This is a genomic window from Gammaproteobacteria bacterium, from assembly GCA_013816845.1.
Classification (GTDB): Bacteria; Pseudomonadota; Gammaproteobacteria; order DSM-16500; family DSM-16500; genus Aquicella.
The window spans coordinates 512063-529038 of the sequence record JACDDU010000001.1; the positions used below are offsets into that span (position 1 = coordinate 512063).

The 16976-nt window shown below is 40.3% G+C and carries 16 protein-coding genes and 4 tRNA genes; 15 read left to right on the plus strand and 5 right to left on the minus strand.

Annotation, left to right across the window (positions count from 1 at the left end; all coding sequences use genetic code 11):
* Positions 1-7 precede the first annotated feature (7 nt).
* Both H0W64_02355 and H0W64_02360 read left to right on the plus strand, forming a co-directional pair.
* Positions 8-1324 (plus strand): acetyl-CoA C-acetyltransferase, encoded by a 1317-nt coding sequence (locus tag H0W64_02355; GenBank protein ID MBA3660548.1) that lies wholly within the window; start codon positions 8-10, stop codon positions 1322-1324.
* Positions 1321-3366 carry an enoyl-CoA hydratase/isomerase family protein gene (locus H0W64_02360; GenBank protein MBA3660549.1) on the plus strand — a complete coding sequence of 682 codons (2046 nt, stop codon included), beginning with the start codon at positions 1321-1323 and terminating at the stop codon, positions 3364-3366. The genes H0W64_02355 and H0W64_02360 overlap by 4 nt, the downstream gene beginning before the upstream one ends.
* A 78-nt stretch (positions 3367-3444) precedes the next feature.
* Here H0W64_02360 and H0W64_02365 read toward each other — a convergent pair whose 3' ends face one another.
* Together H0W64_02365 and H0W64_02370 are read right to left on the minus strand one after the other, a co-directional pair.
* Positions 3445-4713: an MFS transporter gene (locus tag H0W64_02365; GenBank protein ID MBA3660550.1), complete on the minus strand. Its 1269-nt coding sequence runs from the start codon at positions 4711-4713 to the stop codon at positions 3445-3447.
* Positions 4714-4732: 19 nt separating this feature from the next.
* Positions 4733-5290 (minus strand): thioredoxin family protein, encoded by a 558-nt coding sequence (locus tag H0W64_02370; protein MBA3660551.1) that lies wholly within the window; start codon positions 5288-5290, stop codon positions 4733-4735.
* A 119-nt stretch (positions 5291-5409) separates the two neighbouring features.
* On the opposite strand from H0W64_02370, the gene H0W64_02375 reads away from it, so the two are divergent.
* Entirely contained in the window at positions 5410-6765 is a 1356-nt protein-coding gene (locus H0W64_02375) for an outer membrane protein transport protein (protein ID MBA3660552.1), read from the plus strand.
* 74 nt (positions 6766-6839) lie between these two features.
* Here H0W64_02375 and H0W64_02380 read toward each other — a convergent pair whose 3' ends face one another.
* From H0W64_02380 to H0W64_02390, 3 genes are all read right to left on the minus strand, one after another.
* Positions 6840-7214 carry a hypothetical protein gene (locus H0W64_02380; protein ID MBA3660553.1) on the minus strand — a complete coding sequence of 125 codons (375 nt, stop codon included), beginning with the start codon at positions 7212-7214 and terminating at the stop codon, positions 6840-6842.
* A 74-nt stretch (positions 7215-7288) separates the two neighbouring features.
* Entirely contained in the window at positions 7289-7699 is a 411-nt protein-coding gene (locus H0W64_02385) for a hypothetical protein (GenBank protein ID MBA3660554.1), read from the minus strand.
* 40 nt (positions 7700-7739) lie between these two features.
* Entirely contained in the window at positions 7740-9389 is a 1650-nt protein-coding gene (locus H0W64_02390; GenBank protein ID MBA3660555.1) for a LysM peptidoglycan-binding domain-containing protein, read from the minus strand.
* A 249-nt stretch (positions 9390-9638) separates the two neighbouring features.
* Between H0W64_02390 and H0W64_02395 the strand changes: the two genes are divergently transcribed.
* The 12 genes from H0W64_02395 (at position 9639) to tsaB (ending at position 16917) form a co-directional block, all read left to right on the plus strand.
* On the plus strand, positions 9639-10451 hold the full coding sequence (locus H0W64_02395; GenBank protein ID MBA3660556.1) for a class I SAM-dependent methyltransferase: 813 nt from the start codon (positions 9639-9641) through the stop codon (positions 10449-10451).
* A 6-nt stretch (positions 10452-10457) separates the two neighbouring features.
* Positions 10458-10907, plus strand: a complete 450-nt coding sequence (rnhA, locus tag H0W64_02400; protein MBA3660557.1) for a ribonuclease HI — start codon at positions 10458-10460, stop codon at positions 10905-10907.
* Positions 10907-11632, plus strand: a complete 726-nt coding sequence (dnaQ, locus tag H0W64_02405) for a DNA polymerase III subunit epsilon (protein MBA3660558.1) — start codon at positions 10907-10909, stop codon at positions 11630-11632. Before rnhA ends, dnaQ begins: the two co-directional genes overlap by 1 nt.
* A 185-nt stretch (positions 11633-11817) precedes the next feature.
* Positions 11818-11907, plus strand: a tRNA-Ser gene (locus tag H0W64_02410).
* Between the two features lie 28 nt (positions 11908-11935).
* Positions 11936-12589, plus strand: a complete 654-nt coding sequence (gene uvrY, locus H0W64_02415; GenBank protein MBA3660559.1) for a UvrY/SirA/GacA family response regulator transcription factor — start codon at positions 11936-11938, stop codon at positions 12587-12589.
* 83 nt (positions 12590-12672) lie between these two features.
* Complete coding sequence (gene uvrC, locus H0W64_02420; protein MBA3660560.1) at positions 12673-14496, plus strand: excinuclease ABC subunit UvrC; 1824 nt, start codon at positions 12673-12675, stop codon at positions 14494-14496.
* Positions 14497-14500: 4 nt separating this feature from the next.
* Positions 14501-15112, plus strand: coding sequence for a CDP-diacylglycerol--glycerol-3-phosphate 3-phosphatidyltransferase (pgsA, locus tag H0W64_02425; protein ID MBA3660561.1), 612 nt, complete (start codon positions 14501-14503; stop codon positions 15110-15112).
* Positions 15113-15374: 262 nt separating this feature from the next.
* Positions 15375-15450: transfer RNA gene (locus H0W64_02430), tRNA-Gly, on the plus strand.
* A 39-nt stretch (positions 15451-15489) separates the two neighbouring features.
* Positions 15490-15560, plus strand: a tRNA-Cys gene (locus H0W64_02435).
* A gap of 87 nt (positions 15561-15647) precedes the next feature.
* Positions 15648-15732, plus strand: a tRNA-Leu gene (locus tag H0W64_02440).
* A 65-nt stretch (positions 15733-15797) separates the two neighbouring features.
* Positions 15798-16133, plus strand: a complete 336-nt coding sequence (locus H0W64_02445) for a ferredoxin family protein (GenBank protein ID MBA3660562.1) — start codon at positions 15798-15800, stop codon at positions 16131-16133.
* Between the two features lie 46 nt (positions 16134-16179).
* Positions 16180-16917, plus strand: coding sequence for a tRNA (adenosine(37)-N6)-threonylcarbamoyltransferase complex dimerization subunit type 1 TsaB (gene tsaB / locus H0W64_02450; protein MBA3660563.1), 738 nt, complete (start codon positions 16180-16182; stop codon positions 16915-16917).
* Positions 16918-16976: the final 59 nt, after the last annotated feature.

The following is a 16976-nucleotide window of genomic DNA, read 5'->3' on the forward strand; positions in this document are numbered from 1 at the left end:
AAATGCCATGATTGGAAATAATGCTTCGTTGATGCGTGATGTGTACATCGTGGATGGAGCGCGCACGCCATTTTTGAAAGCAAAAGGAAAACCAGGCCCTTTTTCTGCTTCTGATTTAGCAGTTAAAGCTGGAAGTGAATTGCTTAATCGACAAACATTTTCCCCAACGGACATCGAGGAAGTGGTCATTGGTTGTGTGATGCCAAGTCCGGATGAAGCCAACATTGGGCGGGTTATTGGTATTCGGTTAGGATGTGGAAAAGATGTTCCTGCATGGACTGTGCAACGTAATTGCGCATCAGGCATGCAAGCGCTCGATAGCGCAGCGAATGATATCGCAACGGGACGTTATGATTTAGTGCTAGCTGGTGGTACTGAGGCAATGAGTAAAGCACCGCTTCTTTATAATGATAACATGACAAATTGGTTAGCAGGACTTGCTAGCGCGCGAACCTTTAAAGACAAATTAAAACAATGGCTCCAATTTAGACCTTATTTTCTCAAACCGGTCATTGCTTTATTGAAAGGTTTGACTGACCCACTCGTAAATCTCACTATGGGGCAAACTGCGGAAAATCTAGCCTATCGTTTTAATATTACCCGCAAGGAAATGGATCAATTTTCATACGAAAGTCATCGACGTGCAGCTGCTGCACAAGATGAACAACATATGCCTGAACTTGAAACAGTTTTTACTAACAATGGCGAGGTTTTTTTAAATGATGATGGGATTCGTCGTGATAGTTCGGTAGAAAAATTAGCGACCTTAAAACCATTTTTTGATAAAAAATTTGGTGCCGTGACACCTGGTAATAGTTCCCAAATTTCCGATGGTGCAGCCATGGTGCTTTTAGCAAGTAAAGAAGCGGTGATCAAATATAATCTTCCAGTGATTGCACGAATAAGTGAAGTAACCTGGGCGGGTGTAGATCCTGCTGAAATGGGTCTTGGTCCAGTTTATGCGACAGATAAGTTATTGAAGAAACATAACTTGCGCATGGAAGATATTGATTATTGGGAAATCAATGAAGCCTTTGCGGCGCAAGTGTTAGGTTGCCTTGCTGCCTGGGAAAGTGATGAATACTGTCAAAAAAACTTAGGACGCTCTGAAGCATTAGGTAAAATCGATCGTACTAAATTAAATGTTGATGGTGGCGCAATTGCGCTCGGACATCCTGTGGGTGCGAGTGGTGCACGTATCGCATTACATTTAGCGGAAATTTTAAAACGACAAAATGCAAGGAAGGGGATTGCTACGATATGTATCGGTGGCGGTCAAGGGGGAGCCATGTTAATTGAAAATGTAACCGAGGTAGTACAATGAACTTATCACAAACTTACAAGCATTGGCGGTTAGAAACGGATGAAGATCAAATTTTGTGGCTCTATTTCGATAAGCAAAATGCATCAGTTAACACTATTGATCGTGCCGTCATGGAAGAGTTATCTAACATTGTGGATACACTGGCTCACGATACAACGCATAAAGCTGTTATTATTGCCTCGGGTAAGAAAAATGGTTTTATTGCGGGTGCCGATATTTCCCAATTCACAAAATTTAAAGATATTGATGAAGCTATTTTCGCATTAAGTTCTGGTCAGCATATTTTAAATAAACTAGAAGCTTTAAAAATGCCTACCATCGCTATGATTGATGGTTTTTGTTTAGGTGGCGGTATGGAACTCGCTTTAGCATGCCGTTATCGAGTAGCCGATGAAAGTGGCAAAACCCGCCTTGGGTTACCTGAAGTTAAATTAGGAATTCATCCAGGTTGGGGTGGCACAGTGCGTATGCCAAAGTTGATTGGGGCTATGCAAGGTCTCAACATGATATTATCTGGCCATACGATCAGTGGAAAAGCAGCTGCGAAATTAGGGCTGGTAGATGTTGCAGTACCAAGACGACAATTAGTTCACGCTGCTAAATATTATGCACTTAATAAACCTGCTCCTCATCAAGCAACCACACTGCAAGCGTTAAGCAATAAAAAATTATCGCGACAAATGATTGCGCCCTTCTTAAGAAAAAAATTAAATGAAAAAATTAGTCCGCTTCATTATCCCGCACCTTTTCATGCTTTAGATAATTGGGAGCATGTTGGCGTTGAAGGTGATGCAGCTTATGAAAGAGAAGCAAAAAGCTGTGGCAAATTATTTTTTAGTGATACAGCGCAAAATCTTGTTCGTGTGTTCTTTTTGCAAGAAAAATTAAAAGGCCTTGCCAAAGACGTTAAATCAAAAGCAAAACATATTCATGTTATTGGTGCGGGCACTATGGGTGGTGACATTGCCGCATGGTGTGCCATGCAAGGTTTAACGGTAACCTTACAAGATTTAGAGCCACGTTTTATCTCACCTGCTATTAAGCGAGCCCATGCGTTATATAAAGATAAATTAAAAGATAAGCACTTGGTTCAGCAGGCGATGGATAGGCTTATTCCTGATGTAAAAGGAAATGGTGTTTACAAAGCGGATATTATCATCGAAGCAGTTGTTGAAGATTTAGCGATAAAGCAAAAAATGTTTCGTGATATTGAATTAAAAGCTAAGCCATCAGCGATTTTGGCGACTAATACTTCAAGTATCCCACTCGATGAAATCAATACTGTTTTAAATAATCCCGAGCGTTTAGTTGGTATTCATTTCTTTAATCCTGTTTCGAAAATGTTGCTGGTTGAAGTGGTAAAAGGTGAAGCAACTAGCCCTGAAATTCTTGCGCAAGCGATTAGCTTTGTACGCAAAATAGACCGGTTACCTTTGCCAGTTAAAAGCAGTCCTGGGTTTTTAGTTAATCGAATTTTAATGCCTTATTTACTTGAAAGCATGAATTTAATAAACGAAGGCGTTCCCATGACAGCAATTGATAAAGCCATGACTCAATTTGGTATGCCGATGGGTCCGATTACACTTGCTGATACTGTTGGGCTTGATGTGTGTTTATCCGTTGCTAAACACTTAGGCAAATATTTCGATGCACCCATTCCACCTAAGCTTATTGAAATGGTTGAACAACGAAAGTTAGGCCGTAAAACAGGTGAAGGTTTTTATAAATACGATAAACGTGGTAAACCGATTAAACCTGAACAAAGCTATGATCGACCTTTGGAAGATATTTCGGATCGCTTAGTTTTGCGGATGTTAAATGAAGCATTTGCTTGTTTACGTGAAGGTGTGGTGGAAAATGATGATTTACTCGATGCAGGTATGATTTTTGGCACAGGATTCGCACCATTCCGTGGCGGTCCTATTCATTATGCTAAAACTCAAGGTGTGCAAGAGTTATATCAACAATTCGTTAAACAACAACAAGCTCGCGGTGAAAAACCTGAAGAAGTATCCAATTGGGAAACGACTTCAGCAGCGTAAGTTACCCAAAAATAAAAATCCCAGTTTTACTGGGATTTTTTTTAACTTCATCTTAATTTAGCAACTCATTAATTTTTTCTATTCGGTAGTTAAATTAATTCCCTTCGTTTCTTTGACAAAAAATAGACTTACCAAAAGTGTAATGCCAGCACAGATAGCAATATAAAGAGCAGGTGCAATAAGAAGATTGGTTTTGAAGAATAACCATTCAGAAATAAAAGGGACCGTTCCACCTAGTAAACCATTCCCCAAGTTGTATCCAAAAGAAACCCCTGTGTAACGCGCTGGCGGAGGAAAGTTTTCTACGATGGCAACGGAAGTCGTTCCTTGTTCTAAAGAACTTGCAAAGGTAAAGATAACCAGGGTAAAAATAATCAAAATTGAGCTGCTAAAGTTTAAAAGGTAGAATCCGGGCACAATAATTAAAAAAATAAAAGTTGCATTAAAGACTAGCATTTTTTTTCGGCCGAATTTATCACATAGCAATCCTGCTAAGGGTATCAAAATAATCATCAGTAAAATGAGGCAAGACATTAAGATAGAAATATGACGTATCGATAAAGTAAACTGTTGTCGTAAATAAAGTGGCAGAAAGATAAAACAAAAATAATAAAAAGTCGTACCCATGCAAACAAGCCCCAATGTTCTTAATAATTGAGGAAGGTTATATTTGAAAACAGTTTTAATCGGATTCTGAGTTAATAAATTCTCAGCACGTAAATATTTGAATACGCTAGTTTCCTTGAGATTCAAGCGATAATAATAAATAAATAAACCCAGCAATCCACTAAGCACATAAGGAATGCGCCATCCCCAATCATCTAATGTTACTGGTGTAAAAAGGGTGGTCGTAATAATACCAACAATCGCAGCAAGTAAAATACCAATGTTTGATCCCATGCTTGCACAAGCTGTAATAGCGGCACGATATTGGGTAGGCGCAGTTTCTGCTAAATAAATTAAGTTGCCGCTGTACTCCCCACCAATACTAATACCTTGCAGCATACGAATGATGATAAGCAATGTTGGCGCGAAAATGCCAATTTGATCATATGTGGGTAAAAAACCAATAAGTAGTGTGGGTAAAGTAATCATTAAAATAGATAAGCGGAGTGTTTTAGCGCGTCCCGTGCGATCGCCCAAATAGCCAAAAATTAACGCGCCAATAGGTCTACATAAAAATCCTACGGCAAAGACGCCAAATGTCGCAATCATTCCAGCTTTTTGATCATAAACTGGAAAGAAAAGTCGGCCAAATAGAGCAGAAAAAATAGTGAATAAGCCAAAATCATACCATTCAAGTACATTGCCAATACTACTACTGACAATCGTATTGGTATATTTCATGATGGCAAGATGAACTCCATTACGTTTTCCATTTAATGTTGCAACCAAGGCTTGCTTTTTGGTCCGGGTTGATAGGTTCATGGTGAAGCAAACTATCTAGTGCTTGTGTTAAATCCCGACCTGTAACCGGTTTGCCATTTCCTGGGGTTGCATCATCAAAACGTCCTCGATAAACACAATTTAATTCGCCATCAAAAATATAAAAGTCAGGAGTGCAAGCAGCCCGGTAAGCTTTCGCAGTTGCTTGCGTTTCATCGTATAGATAGGGAAATGAAAAGGATTTTGTTTGCGCTTCATGCTGCATAAGTTGAGGGGAGTCTGCGGGATATTTTGTGACATCGTTTGAGTTGATTGCAATAAATACAATGTCATGTTTTTGATAATGTTTAGCCACTTCAATTAACTTTGCTTGAATATGTTTAACATAAGGGCAGTGATTACTAAGAAACATAATAACTGTACCTATGGTTGATTTTAAATTTTGCAAAGATAAAGTTTGTTGGGACACGGTATCAAACAAGGTAAAATCGGGCGCTTTTGAGCCCAAAGGAATCATCGTTGAGGGTGTTTCCGCCATGATAGTGGTCTCGATTGTATTGGTTGTTTTGTTATTCAAATACGGTATCCTTATAAGTCTTTTAATTCAAGCAGATTAACGCGCTTGAATGCTTACTAAGTTTTAGGAGAGGACGTTAAATGAAAGGTTTCACAATGGCCCGAAGCATGATGGTCCTATGCGCATCTGGTTTATTAGGCATATCCAACCAGACATTGGCATCAGCGTTCCAACTATGGGAACAAGATGGTGCAAGTATCGGTAATTATCACGCAGGTTATGCAGCTCTCGGTGCCGATGCAAGTATTGCTTTTTACAACCCTGCCGGAATAATGCGAATTAAAAATCAACAGCTTGTCCTTGGTACTGCAATCATTCCTGCAAACTTTAAGTTTCAGGGCCAAGTTATGGTTGTTGAGCCACCTTTTTCACAAACTTTTTCAAATGTAACGGCTCAAGGTGGCACGTTTAATGTTATCCCCAATTTGCATTATGTTGCACCCATTGGCGAGCGCGTTGGCTTTGGGTTTAGTATTACGGTTCCTTTTGGATTGAAAACAAGTTATGGCAGAACGACACCTTTACGTTATGCAGCAACTCTAACCTCAATTCAAGCGATCGATTTCAGTCCGGCACTTGCTTTACAAGTTACAGATAAAGCATCGCTCGGCGCGGGATTTGATATACAGCGTGTTAGTGCTGAATTTGATAATGTGGGTATTTTATTATTTATTCCAGATTCTAATACTGAGAGTACTAACAAGGCTACGGGAACAGGATACGGCTATCACCTCGGGGGCATGTATGAATTCTCTCCTCAAACGCGTGTGGGGTTAAGTTATCATTCCAAAGTTGCTCATCATTTAAGTGGAACGAGTAAATTTGTAGGTCCAGTTGCTGATGCATTAAATGGCGGAACGCTAGAGTCGGGGCGAGCTACCACTGGCTTTACATTGCCTGCATATACTGCGCTTAGTGGGTACCACAGAGTTCATCCTCAAGCTGCCGTAATGGGAACGGTTATCTATACACAGTGGAATACAATTCAGAATTTAACCTTAAACAACATCGCAGGCGCCATTGCTTTACCACCGCCTGATCTTATTGCACCAAGCACTTCAATCTCAGTCACGATTCCTCAACATTTTCGTAATACTTGGAATTTTTCCGTGGGTGCTGATTATTATCCAACCGATCGCTTCACGCTACGAGGTGGTATTGGTTACGATCAAACTCCTGTTCGAAATGCTTACCGCAATGTTCAGTTACCTGACAATGATCGTTTTATAGTTGCTATTGGTGGTCATTTCCAAGCAAGCAAAACAGTAGGTTTTGATTTGGGATGGTCGCACTTATTCGTAAGTGGCGTGACAGTTGCGCCGCCACCGCAAGCGACAGGGGGGCAAACAGTGATAACTTCTGGTCGTGTGACGGGAGGTGCTGATGTGTATGGTTTGCAAATGATTTGGAATTTTGACCAACCGGTTGAGGTTTAATTAATACCCCATGCGAAACAATTTTTTTGGTTAATTTCGCATGGGGTGACCGTAGAACGGAAAATTGATGAACTCTATTTTCCACCCATTATATTAACTTCTTTGCCGCTGCCTGATACTGTAAAGACTTTTTGATGATTGTTAACACTGCTTACACCCGTTTTAGAGTCTACGGTTACAGTCGCAATTTTACTTCCGCTACAAGACTTATTCATATAAACCCAGACTTCACATTTTTTTGGGCAATATAAATCAAAAATGGCTTGAGGTATGGTAAGTGAGGAATCGGGGTTTAAGATACCTTTAGAGCCTGCGATAGAAGAGCAAGGGCTCATATTGGTTTTTGCCGTCCCATAGCTTTTGGTTTTATTGTTAATAACGAGTTCTGCAAAGCCACTGATCGGAAGCATCGCAATAATTGCCGTAGCAATAAGTTTTTTTGTGTTCATAAATACCTTGTTATAAATTATTAAAAAAGTTGAAGTTCCTAAGCGTGATAGAGGCACTCTTAGGAACTGAGTTGTTATTTCTTTGAAGCGAGCTGCTCAACGCGGATGCTAAAAGCAGTCCATGTTACTTTGTAAGGCACATCTTTCGCTATACCAACTTGTTTAATACCAGTTTTTACGCTTAAGGTAACGGTAGCTGCAATAGGACCGGTGCAGTCGTTCGTCATGTAAACATCAGCTTTGCAATTATCTAAATTTTTCATGCAAGCCATGCGAAGTTGTAAGTCTTTAACAATTTTTGTAGTTCTTGCTTTCGTTATTCCATCCTTCCCCATGATGGTGGTAGAGCAATATCCTTTGTTAATCACCGAGGTCGAATCTTTATCAGTATTGTTAACAATAATTAAGTCACCAGCATGTGCAAACACAGGAACACAGAGTGAAGCAATCAATAGCGTACTGAGTAGGGTTTTCTTTAACGACATACCTAACTTCCTTTTTTTAAAAAAAATAAAGAAGTTGATTCTAACTAGGTAAAGAAATTGGTACTACTATTTTTTCACCTTCTTGCAAAGAATTGTCATCAATAAAATTAACAATTCTTAATGCGGAAGCAGAAGTATGAAATTTTTGAGCGATTTTTGCAATCGTATCACCGCGTCTTACTACATAAAGGGTGTCACCCCGCGTAATTTTTTTGTTGGCATTAGGCTGAGATAACGTTTTGCTTGCATGCGTAGGAATAATAAGTTGTTTGCCAGTTTTAATATCACTGCTTTTTAGTTTATTAACTGCTAATAAAAAATCAGGATGTATTTTGAACCGTTGCGCAACACTACGAAGCGTATCATTTGAACGAATCATGTAAACCGTATCGCCGGGCTGCAAGCTGTAATTTATTTTTTTTAGATTAATTTTGGAAACTATCGTATTGCTTGCGGTTACAATAGGTGAAATTAATTGTTTCAAGTGTGTTGGACGAGAAGCATTTTTCTTATTATTTGCAAGGAGTTCCATAATTGGAACCATAGCTTTCGTATCGCTCAAGGTATTAGGAATTAATAAATTAGTATCAGGATATATTGTATTACTTACGAGGTGATTTAGCTTACGCACATCGATCATGTTTGTATTAAATTTTTTTGCAACCGTGGCTAAGGTATCTGAACTTTTAACTTTATAATGAAACCATTTAACTTGAGTATTGAGCGGGGATCTCGCTAAATTTTCTGAAAACTGTTCGACATTTTCAATAGGCAGTACAAGTTTATAAGGACCTTTTGCAGTAGTGCTATGACTAAAACCGGGATTTAGTTCCATTAAGTTTTTAAAAGACAGCCCCGCAAGATTAGAAGCATAATTTAAATTAATTTGTCGGCCTATTTCAATTTGTGCAAGGTAAGGTGCGTTTTTGACTGGAGGAAAATAAAGTGGGTAAATATCAGGGCGACTTATAATTGCAGCTAAGGCTAATAGACTTGGCACATAATCGCGTGTTTGTTGCGCTACGGGTAGCGACCAAAAATCAGTGCGTCTTCCGTCTCGAATATTTCGCTTAATAGCAGAAAGTACATTTCCTTCACCTGTATTGTATGCAGCGATAGCAAGCAACCAATTGCCTTCAAAAAAGTTTTGCAAGTAAGCTAAATAATTGAGGGCACCGCGTGTCGAAGCAATAATATCGCGACGTCCGTCATACCATGCGCTTTGTTTAACACCGAATCCTGTTGCAGTCCCGGGCATTAATTGCCAAAGCCCTGCGGCGCCAACGCTTGATAAAGAAAAAGGATTGTAACCACTTTCAATAATGGGTAATAAAACAATTTCAGCAGGAAGATGTTTTTTCTTTACTTGGTGCAAAATATAATAAAGGTAAGGTGCAGCTCGCGTTGCAGATCTGAGTAAATAATCCTGATTATTCATGAACCATTCAATGCGCTCTTGAACCTGGGGATTATCCTCATAATGCGGCAAGCTAAACTCATCGCGTAACACTTCCCATATGTTGTCAGCGTGATGAAAACGTGAAAGGTCTTCTGCTATTTTTTGTTTGTGCAAGGAAGAAAGGTGCACGTCTGTTTGATAAGTTTGTATGCCTTCACGATTAAGCGCGGATAGGCTATAAGCGTTTGCGCTGATTAAAGTAATAAGTAGAAATTGTATAATCCATTTCATGACTTGCATCTAGTTTTATCGCATCATAAAAGAAAATAATCCAATAAAGATATGCACCTGTTTCCTTTTAACGTTGATTCGCATTCTGTGCGTAGGTTATACAAAATTGCTTAATGTTCAGATGAAGCTGACCCGCGTTAGGCTTGATCAGAATCTAGATAACTTGTCCCGTAGATAGTACTGATTAATCACTGTACGTCAAGATTTGATGTGCTATAGTATCAAAATTAATCAGGAGGCTGAAAGGATTTGGCACACGGTTATTATGCACTACAGCATTTTAATCAATGGTTATTGAGAGATTTTTTAGGCGCGCGCGTTATTGATGCAGAGAAACAACGCCTAACTGTCATGCTTGACCACCATTATGGTAAACATGCGCTTCTGATAGGTGTTCCAAAAGAGCGAGACCTCCTGCACGCAACGCACCTTCCATGCAACACCTTGATGAGTCCTTTTTTTTCTCAGGAACCCCATATCCTTTCGGTTGAAAGTGGTTTGCAGGAATTACCCATCTACAGTGGCAGTATTGATTTAGTTTTACTTCCCCATACTCTCGAATTTTTAGATAACCCTCGCCAGCTTCTTGCAGAGGCTTGTCGTATTGTAAAGCCAGAAGGTTTACTGGTAATAGCTGGTTTTAATCCCATCAGTATGTGGGGGATCAAAAAGATGCTAGTGAACAAATTTGCTGCAAAAGGACCGCGTAAACACCATAATTCTATGCCATGGAACGGAAATTTTATTAAAGCAAGCGATGTAATCCGCTGGCTAAAGCTTTCTGACTTTATTATTGAACAACATCAAACCGTTTTGTTTCGACCCCCTACAACGCATGAACCGTTATTTCAAAAATTAAAATTTTTAGAATCTTTTGGTAGAATTTGTTTTCCCCGATGGGGCGCCATTTATTTGCTAGTAGCTCGTGCAAAAGTCATTCCACTCACTCCTATCAAAATGAAGTGGAAGCAAAAATTCGGTTCAATTGGTATATCAACAAGCATTCCGAGTCATGTTAGACTGCTGCGTCCTGTAGACTTACCCGAACGCACGGATAATTAGTACGCAATGAAACATGTTTATATTTATACAGACGGAGCTTGTCGTGGAAATCCCGGTCCGGGCGGGTGGGGTGCGCTATTGCGTTATGGTGAACACGAAAAAAGAATTTATGGTGCGGAATCTGCGACAACAAATAATCGTATGGAATTAATGGCAGCTATTCAGGCACTCGCTGCCTTAAAACAAAAATGTAAGATTGAACTTTACACCGACTCACAGTATGTCCAAAAAGGCATTACCCAGTGGCTAACGCAGTGGAAGGCACGTGGTTGGAAGCGAGCTGATAAAAAAAGTGTGAAGAATGCCGATCTTTGGCAATCTCTAGATCACGAAGTAAAGCGCCACGAAGTCACATGGCACTGGGTTAAAGGTCACAGTGGGCATGTTGAAAATGAGTTGGCGGACCAATTGGCCAATCTCGCTATTGATGAATTAAAGGCGAAAAGGAAAGTTTGATGCTACGACAAATTGTTTTAGATACGGAAACCACGGGACTGCGTGTTGAAGATGGGCATCGTATCATCGAGGTAGGATGTGTTGAGCTCATTGATCGGAAACTAACCGGTAAGCACTTTCATTATTACTTCAATCCCGAAAGAGATATTGAAGCAGGAGCGGTAGCGGTTCACGGGATTACAACCGCTTTTTTACGTGACAAGCCCGTCTTTTCAACACTGGCCGATGATTTTGTTAAATTTATAACCGGTGCTGAACTTATTATTCACAATGCGCCTTTTGATTTATCTTTCATTGATGCTGAATTGCAGTTAGCACAACTTGCCTGTAAGGTGCTGGACTATTGTCAAGTGATTGATACACTACAACTCGCAAGATCGCTTCACGCGGGACAACGCAATAGTTTAGATGCATTGTGCAAACGTTATCACATTGACAATTCTAAGCGCGAAATGCATGGTGCGCTATTAGATGCAAACTTGCTTGCCCAAGTTTATTTAGCGATGACTGGCGGACAAGGTAGTTTTTTTGAATCGTTTAACGAAGCAAAAACATTATCGAACCGTAATCATGTTACGGATAACAATTTAGGGCGAAAATTTAATCTTATTGTACAAAATGCGGATGCAGAAGAATTAGAATTACATCAGCTTTATTTAGAGAACATGAAAAAGTTAAACAAATGTATTTGGTTGGAAAACAATGAAGATGAGGTTTTAAGTTGAGAGTACGTTACACAAAACATAGTGTGAATTAATCGTAACTTTAAAGGTCAATTAGTACAACTTGCCAACAATCTCATGCCAAGCTTTAGAAGAAGATGCATTACATGATCATAGTGATGTAGACGTTTTTTTAAAATAACGTTACTATTCTGTGCTTGCGATTTGACCACCCAAGAAGACATTTTGGAGAGATGGCTGAGCGGTCGAAAGCGGCGGTCTTGAAAACCGTTGAGTCCTTACGGGCTCCGGGGGTTCGAATCCCTCTCTCTCCGCCAAATTTACGCCGAATTTTAGGGGACTGCATTGATAAAAGTTCTGCTAGTAGATGATCATGAACTTGTGCGTATGGGAATTAAACGTCTGTTACAAGACGTTCAGGGAATGAAAGTAGTAGGCGAAACAGGCACAGGTGAGGAAGCGGTTCTATTAGCAAAAGAATTAGTACCAGATGTAGTTGTAATGGATGTGCACATGCCGGGCATTGGTGGTCTTGAAGCAACTCGTAAAATGATTCGACATAACCCCGATATAAAAATTCTTGCTTTAACTATATATGCCGATGAACCTTATCCATCTCGTTTATTGCAGGCAGGTGCTTCAGGGTACATTACCAAGGGTTGTGATCCTGAAGAAATGATTCGTGCTATCAGAACGATTCATTCTGGGCAACGTTACATTAGCCCAGGCATTGCTCAACAAATTGCAATTAAACGGTTCACCAAAGGAGAAGAGTCCCCCTTGGATGTATTGTCTGAGCGTGAATTGCAAATTATGCTGATGATTACACAGGGGCAAAAAGTCCAAGATATTTCAAAAAAATTATGCTTATCGCCTAAAACCGTAAATAGTTATCGTTACCGCATTTTTGATAAGTTAGGTATCGATAGCGATGTGGAACTGACGCTGATGGCAATGCGTCTCGGTATGATTGAGGGAGCAAAAGCTGAGCACGAGTAAGTTTAAGCTTTGATTTTCAGGCGTTTTATCAAGACAAGGTAAAAACCGATATAATAAAATAAATTCCTGTGAACCGACCTACCATGCTTAATATTAAGATTTTTCTATCAAATCTTTCTCACCATCCTGGTGTTTACCAAATGCTTGGTGAAAGCGGGGAGGTTTTATATGTCGGAAAGGCAAAAAATCTAAAAAAAAGAATATCCAGTTATTTTACTAAAAATAGTACTGATTTGAAAACAGCTTCTTTAATTAAACAAATTAAAGATATCGATATCACGGTTACTTACAGTGAAAATGAAGCGGTTTTACTAGAATGCAATTTAATAAAAAAACATCGACCTCGCTATAATGTTTTATTACGTGATGACAAAAGTTACCCTTACATTTTGATTAGTATTGATCACCCGTTCCCTCGTATTGATTTATATCGGGGGGCTCGTCGTAAAGGGGGGTTATATTTTGGGCCTTATCCGAGTGCTGGTTCTGTGCGCGAAACAATCAGTTTACTACAAAAAATATTTGGAATTAGAACCTGTCGCGATAATCATTTTGATGCGCGAAGTCGGCCCTGTTTACTCTATCAAATTGGCAGGTGCACAGGAGCTTGCGCGGGACTCATAACCAAAGAAGAGTATGACAAAAATTTGCAGCTTGCGATTCTCTTTTTAGAAGGTAAATCAGATATTGTTATTGAACAGCTTCAAGTGCAAATGGAAGGTGCTGCAAAAGGTTTAGATTTCGAAACGGCGGCTCATATTCGAGATCGAATTAAACGATTGCGTTCTATTCAAGAGCGTCAGTATATCAATGTTACCGATGGAAATGCTGACGTTATAGGCATGGCGGTCCAAGCCGGAATTATTTGTGTTCAGCTTTTATCAATTCGTGGGGGACAAATTTTAGGAAGTCGATCTTATTTTCCCACGGTGCCTAGTCATGCAACGCATGCTGAAATTATCACGGCTTTTATAACGCAACATTATTTAAGCCATCCTTCGCATATCGATGCTATCCCAAAAGAAATTATTGTCGAAGAAGCTATTCTTGATAAAAAAATGCTAGAAAATGTTTTGAGTGATTTTGCTAAACAAAAAGTCGTGGTTTTAAATCCTGCGCGCGGAGAAAAGCATAAGTGGATTCAAATGGCTGCTAAAACTGCAGAACAAACTTTATCGGCTCATGTTGTAAGTAAAACAAATATGGAAGATCGACTTCGTGCTCTACAGGCAGCGTTACATTTAGCGAAGCTACCAGAACGCATTGAGTGTTTTGATATCAGTCATAGTTCGGGCGAGGCGACTGTGGCATCGTGTGTGGTCTTTAACCAAGAAGGTCCTTTAAAGCGAGATTATCGGCGTTTTAATATAAAAAACATTATTCCCGGTGATGATGTTGCAGCGATGCGTCAAGTTCTCGAAAGACGTTTTAAGCGCTTGCAAAAAGATGCTGTAGCGATGCCTGAAGTGGTATTGATCGATGGCGGGGTCGCCCAACGCCGTGTGGCGCAAGAGATATTGCAAAGTTTAAACATCACCGGTTTAAAAGTTATAGGTGTCTCAAAAGGACCGGACCGTAAACCAGGATTTGAAACATTAATTACTGATGAAGGGCCTAGACACTTGCCCGCAGATTCCATAGCGCTCCATTTAATTCAGCAGATTCGAGATGAAGCGCATCGATTTGCTATCACTGGCCACCGTAATAAACGAGATAAGACCCGACGGCAATCAACACTTGAACTTATACCAGGAATCGGAGCGAAACGACGTCGTGAATTGTTACGTTATTTTGGTGGTATTCAGGGCCTAGCTCATGCTAGTCTTGATGAGTTGACAAAGGTACCCGGTATTAACCGCTCGTTAGCAGAACGAATATTTGCAACTTTACATGATACGATCCCATGATCAAATGTTTAATTGGCCAAACATACTTACATTAATTCGTATTTCCGTTATCCCTTTGCTCGTTGTTTTCTTCTATCTACCCGTCTGGTGGGCCCATTTGTCAGCAGCTATTGTCTTTGCCATCGCCTCGATTACAGATTGGTTGGATGGCTATTTAGCTCGTTATTTAAAACAGTCGACTAAACTGGGTGCTTTTTTGGATCCCGTTGCAGATAAGTTAATGGTTTGTATCTCCTTAGTGCTCATTATTGCAGAACCTACGTTCCAGTTCGTCAATCTCAACGCTGCCGTTATTTCGATTCCTAGTGCTTTGATCACCATACCCGCAGCTGTGATTGTGGCTCGTGAGATAATCGTATCTGCATTGCGAGAATGGATGGCTGAAATTGGTAAGCGTGCCAAAGTTGCTGTGTCACCTTTGGGTAAAATTAAAACTGCCGTTCAAATGCTTGCTTTAGTCGTAATGCTCTACTGTGATAATACGTCCAGCGCAACCTTAATCTTTATTGGCTACGTCTTATTGTATGCAGCAGCTGTACTAACCATTTGGTCTATGCTGATGTACCTTAAAGCCGCTTGGATCCAAGTTAAGTCCGATCGGTCCTTTTTGTATTAACCGTTCATAAACTTTTCCTATTTTTTCCGCCTATAGAACGAAAATTGCCCAGGCCATTTCTTAACCTTGAAACACATGCAATTAAAGCGCAGCCAAATCCTAAGCTTTTAAAGTTTGTTAAAAGTTGTACTTAACGCATTTGCGGAATAAATATCTACAAGTTATTAAATTATATTTATAAATTGCTTGACTTCACGGGCTTGCGGGATAGAATTACACCGCAATGAAAGTGTGGTTGGAAGTACAAATAATTTAGGATTTTGCGGGAATAGCTCAGTTGGTAGAGCACAACCTTGCCAAGGTTGGGGTCGCGAGTTCGAGTCTCGTTTCCCGCTCCAAAAATTGTTTAAGCCTCAGTAATCTGAGGTTTTTTATTTGGCTGGGTGGCAGAGTGGTTATGCAGCGGCCTGCAAAGCCGTGGACGCCGGTTCGATTCCGACCCCAGCCTGCTTAGATACTTTAAAGATGGATAAAAGCTTTTAAAGATCAAGTTTAGTTTTAGCAAAATCACGTGTTGAGAAGTGTAACTGAAAATGCCCGGGTGGCGGAACTGGTAGACGCAAGGGACTTAAAATCCCTCGGGATCTAATCTCGTGCCGGTTCGATTCCGGCCCCGGGCATTTCTGATAATCTGTTCGTTACTCGACAAAATGACATTGACTGCCTTTGAGAGTAAACTATTGCCATGACTTTTGTGGTAACAGAGAAATGCATACGCTGCAAATATACGGATTGTGTAGAAGTATGCCCTGTAGATTGCTTCTACGAAGGTCCAAATTTTCTTGTCATTAATCCCACGGAATGTATTGATTGTGCTCTATGCGAGCCAGAATGCCCCGTCAATGCGATTTATTCTGAAGATGACCTTCCTGAGCCCTATCAATTCTATTTAGAAATAAATACTGAGTTAGCTGAGAAATGGCCTAATATTACTCGCATTAAAGAAGCGCCGCCGGATGCAGACGAGTGGAAAGATGTTGACGAAAAAATTCAATATTTAGAAAAAGAATGGCCAAAATAAAGTATCCCAAGTACCCTCATTGACCCAACATCGATTGAGACTATCAGTGAATATTCTTGCCTTTGATACAGCATATTCGGGTTGTACAGTTGCACTCCAATTTAATCAGCGCATCGCCTCACGCTTTGAAGATACAACATCTCAGCAGACCCATTACATTTTACCTTTGATTGAAGAATTATTGGCAGAAGTTGGCGCAAGTATTGCCGACCTTGATTTCATCGCCTATGGTCGCGGACCGGGCCGGTTCACCGGGGTGCGTATTGCTAATGCGCTCGCGCAGGGTCTAGCCTATGCACATCATAAACCGCTCATTCCTATATCATCCCTTGCCGTTCTCGCGCAATCAGCCGCCATAAAGCACGGCTGGCCCTGTATCGTCACAGCGGTAGACGCTCGAATGGGGCAAATTTATCTAGCTTGTTTCGAAGTTAATCATACAGGGATGGTAGAATTACGTGGACAAGAAGAAGTGTATAATCTAAAAGAGAATCAAAAATTGCATGATCAATTAGGCTCTACAATGCTTGCAAACCGACAAGTGGTAAAAAATTTTACAGATCTTTCGATTACTTCAGCAGTTGGGACAACATCGTTCTGGGGTGTTGGCGATGGATGGTTAATTAAAGATCCCAATTTGGTAAGCTTAATGACAAGTCCACCTATAGAAATAGCGGCGAATATGACTACGTCTCCGGAAGGCTTGTTATTGCTAGCGGAGCGCCAATGGCGACAGGAAGGAGGGGTTGCAGCGCATCAGGCATTCCCTAACTATCTTCGTTGAAGCATTGAACTTAATCGCGCTAAACTTTTTAGGTTATAGATAAACATAACAAAGCCAAA